Consider the following 5,092-nt stretch of genomic DNA (forward strand, 5'->3'; position numbering starts at 1 on the left):
CATCAGGATCAAAAGATCGCAGCCTGCGGCAGCTCCTACGCTGATTGATGCTTACTTTGCTCATTGCACAAGGCAACAAATCCATGTCCTCACGTGTCGCCAGCAAGTCGTCGGCCATACCTGCCCCTCACGTCGCGTCCCCGGCGCTGTTGATCCCCGCCCTGTTGCTGTTCGTTTCCGGTGCTGCGGCGCTGGTGTATCAGGTGCTGTGGATCAAGCAGCTGTCATTGGTGGTCGGCGTGGAGGTGTACGCCATCACCACCGGGATCAGTGCGTTTTTTGCCGGGTTGGCGTTGGGTGGCTTGCTGTTCGGGCGCTGGGCGGACAAGTTGCAGCAACCCGTTCTGCTGTACGCCGGGCTGGAAGTGCTGGTGGCGATACTCGGTGTTGGCGCGACGTTCGCCATGAGTCTGGCGGCCAGCCCGTTTGCCTGGCTGGAACAACATATCGGCCTCATGGCGTGGGTGTTGCCGTTTTTGCTGGTGGGCGTCCCGGCGCTGCTGATGGGCGGCACCCTGCCCGTGCTGGTTCGTTCTCTTGCGACTGACCCGCAACAACTGGGCAAGGCCGGTGGGCACCTGTATGCCGCGAATACCGCCGGAGCCATTGCCGGCACCCTGCTCGCCGCGTTCGTGCTGATTGCCACACTCGGCGTGCGCGGTAGTGCCCTGGCCGCCGCGATGCTCAACCTGCTGGCCGCCGCTGGCGCGTTGTGGTTTCAACGTCAGCGCTCCGTACCTGACGAAACAACGGTGAAGCACCACGCCGACAAGGCACCGGATCGCCTGGCCCTGTGGCTGTATTCGATTGCCGGGGGCGTGGCGCTGGGCTACGAAGTGGTTTGGTCGCAATCGATCGTGCAGTTCATGAGCACGCGCACTTATGCGTTTGCCGTGGTCTTGGCGACCTATCTCGCCGGACTGTTCCTCGGCAGCGCGCTGCTAGCCCGCCGGGTCGATCGCCTGCGCGATCCCTGGGGCGTATTCGGTTTGCTGATTGCCGGTGCCGGGCTCATCGCGTTGCTGGAAATCGCTTTGCTCGGACGCTGGCTGATAGTTGCCCAAAGCGTGGCCGAAGCCTGGGTGCTGTCGTTCGGCGCCAGTGAATTGCTGGGCATGAGCGCACGCTTTGCGGTGGCGGCGTTGAGCATTGTTTTTGTACCGACCTTGCTGCTCGGCGCGGCCTTTCCCGTGGCCCTGCGCTTGAGCGTCGGCCGTGACCATGTGGGGCGCAATGTCGGTGAAGTTGTCGCATTCAATACCCTCGGCGGGATTGTCGGCGTGATGCTTTGCGGCTTCGTGCTGATCCCTTTAATGGGACTGGTTCGTACCCTGGGCCTTTTGGCGATCATCGCCGCCGGGATCGGCTGCTTTGCGGTGCGCAAGGGTCATGGGGTCAAGAAAGGTCGGCGTCAGGCAGTGATCGCCATCGGTTTGTTGGCCGTCGCATTGGCCGTCTTTACCCCGGTCAACAAACTGGCCAGCCTGCTGCCCGGCGCACGCAACGGCACGTTGACGTTCTATGAAGAAGGACGCGGCGGAACCGTCGCCGTGGTCACCCAGGGCAAGGGGCAAAAAACATTCGAGCGCCTGTATATCCAGGGCATATCCAACACCGGTGACGCCATGCCATCCCTGCGCTACATGCGCATTCAGGCGCTGTTGCCGCTGCTGATCCACAACGCTGAACCGCGCTCGGCGCTGGTGATCGGCTTCGGCACCGGTATCACCGCCGGCGCGCTGACGCAATACCCGGGCCTTGAACATCGCGTCGTCGCCGAACTGCTGCCCTCGGTGGTCAAGGCAGCGCCGCTGTTCAAGGGCAACTTCAATGCCGCCGCCAATCCCGGTGTCGACGTGCGACTGCGTGACGGTCGCCAGGAACTGCTGCGCAATCCACAACGCTATGACCTGATCACTCTCGAACCACCACCGCCCTCCGCTGCCGGTGTGGTGAATCTGTACAGCCGCGATTTCTATCAACTGGCCGCCAGCCGTTTGCAGAAGCAGGGCCTGGTGGCTCAGTGGCTACCGCTGCCGACGCAGAACATCGACGACTCGCGCGCGCTGGTGCGCAGTTTCCTCGACGTATTCCCGTACGCCAATCTGTGGACCAGCGAGTTCCACGAGATGCTGCTGGTGGGTTCGATGGAGCCGATTGAACTGGATGCCGCGAAAATCAATCAACGCTTCCAGCAAGACAGCGTGCGCAGCACCTTGCAGGATGTCGGCATCGGTTCGGCCGCCGCATTGCTCGCAACCTGGGTTACTGACCGCGCCGGCCTGGAACGCTTCGCCGCTGATGCGCAACCGGTGACCGACGATCAACCGCGTATCGAGTACGCGCCGTGGGTCCGGGCCAAGGAAATCACCCGGGTGCTGCCGGCGTTGCTGGACTTGCACATCGCGCCGCCGCTGGTGAATGCCGATGCCGGCTTCAATGAGCGCATGAACGCGCACCGGCAACGCCTGATGCAATTTTATCGGGCGAGCCTGCATGCCTATGACGGTGATCGTGATGCCTGGGCGCGGGATATTCGCGAAGTGATGCGCGGAGACGGCGGAAATCCGTATTACCGGTGGTTTGTCGGCGAATGAGAGATCGCCATCATTTGACACACGCCGGCCATCCGGCAAAGCTGCATCGAGCTACAACGCGCGCCTGACGGCAAACGCACCTGGACTACGGAAGTCGCAATGCCGAAACATAAAAATAAAGCAGCAAACCCAAACCCTGATTCGCGTCCCAACCTGATTAGTCGCTACCTGTTCCCTGTCACCATCGGCGCCCTGCTTTTGGCTGTCGTCGGTATCGGCTGGTTTCTGCTCAGCAGCACACCGGCTCCCGTGACCTATGCGCCAACCATTGCGCCCGTCGCGCAACCGGCCAAACCGCAACCGCAACCGCAACCGGTTGACCTGGCGCCGGCAAAAATGGTCGACGAGCAACAATGCCAGGGTTGCCACAGCACCCAGGTCAAGGACTGGCAAGGTTCTCATCACCAGTTGGCAATGCAGGAAGCCAACGCTGAAACCATGCTCGGCGATTTCAACAACGTCACCTTCAAGGCGGAAAACGAAACCACCCGTTTCTCGCGCAAGGACGACGGTTTCTGGGTCAACACGCCCGGCATCGATGGCAAGAACGCAGACTTCAAGGTCGCCTATACCTTTGGCATCGCACCGTTGCAGCAGTATCTGATCCAGGTTGGCGAAGGCCGCTTGCAAGCCCTCGGCGTGGCCTGGGATACAGAAAAGAATCGCTGGTTCCATCTCTATCCGGGCCAGGGCGTGACCTTCAAGGACCCGTTGCACTGGAGCAAACCGAGCCAGAACGCCAACTTCATGTGCGTCGAGTGCCACACCACCGGTTACAAGCGCAATTTCGATGCGGCCAAAAACACCTTCGACAGCCAGTGGAACAGCCTCGGCGTCGGTTGCCAGGCCTGCCATGGTCCTGCTTCCAACCACCTGGAATGGACGGCGAAGAAAACCGACCTGATCCATGCCGGTTTTGCCGTCGACCTCAAGGACAAGAACGCCAGCGTCGAGATCGAAACCTGTGCGCGCTGCCATTCCCGGCGTGCGCCGCTGAGCGATGGTTTCACCGTCGGCAACCGGCTGATGGATGATTACCTGCCGAGCACCCTGACCCGCGAACTGTATGCGCTGGATGGCAAAATCAAGGATGAAGTGTTCGAACACGGCTCCTTCGCCCAAAGCAAAATGTTCGACAAGGGTGTGCGCTGCAGCAATTGCCACAACCCCCACAGCACTCAGCTCAAGGCGCCGGGCAACGGCGTTTGCCTGCAATGCCACAACACGGCGGGCAAGACTTCAGTGGAAGGCGTCGACGGCAAAGGCCTGCAAGCGAAAAACTACGACTCCATCGAACACACCCGCCACACCATGGGCCAGCCGGGTTCGCAGTGCGTCGATTGCCACATGCCCGGCAAGTTCTACATGGGCAATGACTTCCGCCACGACCACAGCTTCAGCATTCCCAACCCCGAACGGGCGAAGAAACTCGGTACGCCGGACGCCTGCCTGACTTGCCACCAAGGCAAGGCCGGCGACAAGGTCACCGAGCAGTTCAAGTTGTGGAACAGCGCCAATACGGCGCAAGCCCCGCGTTACGACGAAAGCCTGTGGCTGATTCGCAACGGCCAGCCCGGCGCGGCGCAAGCCTTGTATGAACAACTGCAACGCAGCAACCTGCCGGCGATTCAACGGGCGACCCTGCTGACCGAGTTGCCGATGTACCCAAGTGAACAAGCGCTGAAACTGGCCACCAAGGACTTGAGCAACTCCGCGCCGCAAGTGCGCGAAAGCGCCATTCGCGCAATCAGCGCGTTCCTGCCGCCACCGGAGCGCGCTCCACTGTTGACGCCGTTGCTGAGCGATCCGGTGAAAGCCGTTCGCATTGCGGCGGCCCGGGACTTGCTCAGCGTGGCGCGAAACGGCTTGGGCACTGCGCAAGACAGCTGGAATGCCGCCATCGGAGAGTACGAAGCGGTGCAAAAGAGTCTGGCTGAACGTGCCGAAGCCAATCTCAACCTCGCAATGTTGTATCAGGCCAGCGGTCGCAGCGGCGAGGTCGAAGGTCTGCTCCACACCTCGCTCCAGCGGGACCCGGATTTCTACCCGGCGCTGGTGACGCTGGTGCAGTGGCTGGAAGCCAATGGCCGTAGCGCGGAGGCTCAGGCGCTACTCGCACAAAGCCTGAAGGAACACCCGGACGCCGCCCTTCTGCAGCACACTCAGGGCTTGTCGCTGGTGCGTGCCGGCAAAGCGGATCAAGCCATGCCATACCTGCGCAAAGCCGCACAACTGGAACCGCAAAGTCCGCAGTACGGTTACGTTCTGGCCGTAGCGCTGCATGACAGCGGCAAGATTGATCAGGCCTGTGAAGAGCTGGAAAGGCTGTTGAAGGTACAGCCAGCCAACCGCAACGCGCGGTTGTCGCTGATCCAGTACTACCTGGATAACGGGCAGGAGCCCAAGGCTCAAGCGCTGTTGCAGGGCTGGAAGAAAATGAACATGGGGGATCCGGCGTTGAAATGATCGAGAAAACATCAAAAGATCGCAGCCTG

The 5,092-nt window shown here is 61.3% G+C and carries 2 protein-coding genes; both read left to right on the forward strand.

Annotation, left to right across the window (positions count from 1 at the left end; genetic code table 11):
- The first annotated feature begins 83 nt into the window (after positions 1–83).
- Complete coding sequence (locus tag ACW9JC_RS28570; protein ID WP_457459227.1) at positions 84–2,597, forward strand: fused MFS/spermidine synthase; 2,514 nt, start codon at positions 84–86, stop codon at positions 2,595–2,597.
- Positions 2,598–2,696: 99 nt separating this feature from the next.
- Positions 2,697–5,063, forward strand: coding sequence for a tetratricopeptide repeat protein (locus ACW9JC_RS28575; RefSeq protein WP_457459229.1), 2,367 nt, complete (start codon positions 2,697–2,699; stop codon positions 5,061–5,063).
- Positions 5,064–5,092: the final 29 nt, after the last annotated feature.

Source organism: Pseudomonas sp. SDO5591_S426 (assembly GCF_054070755.1).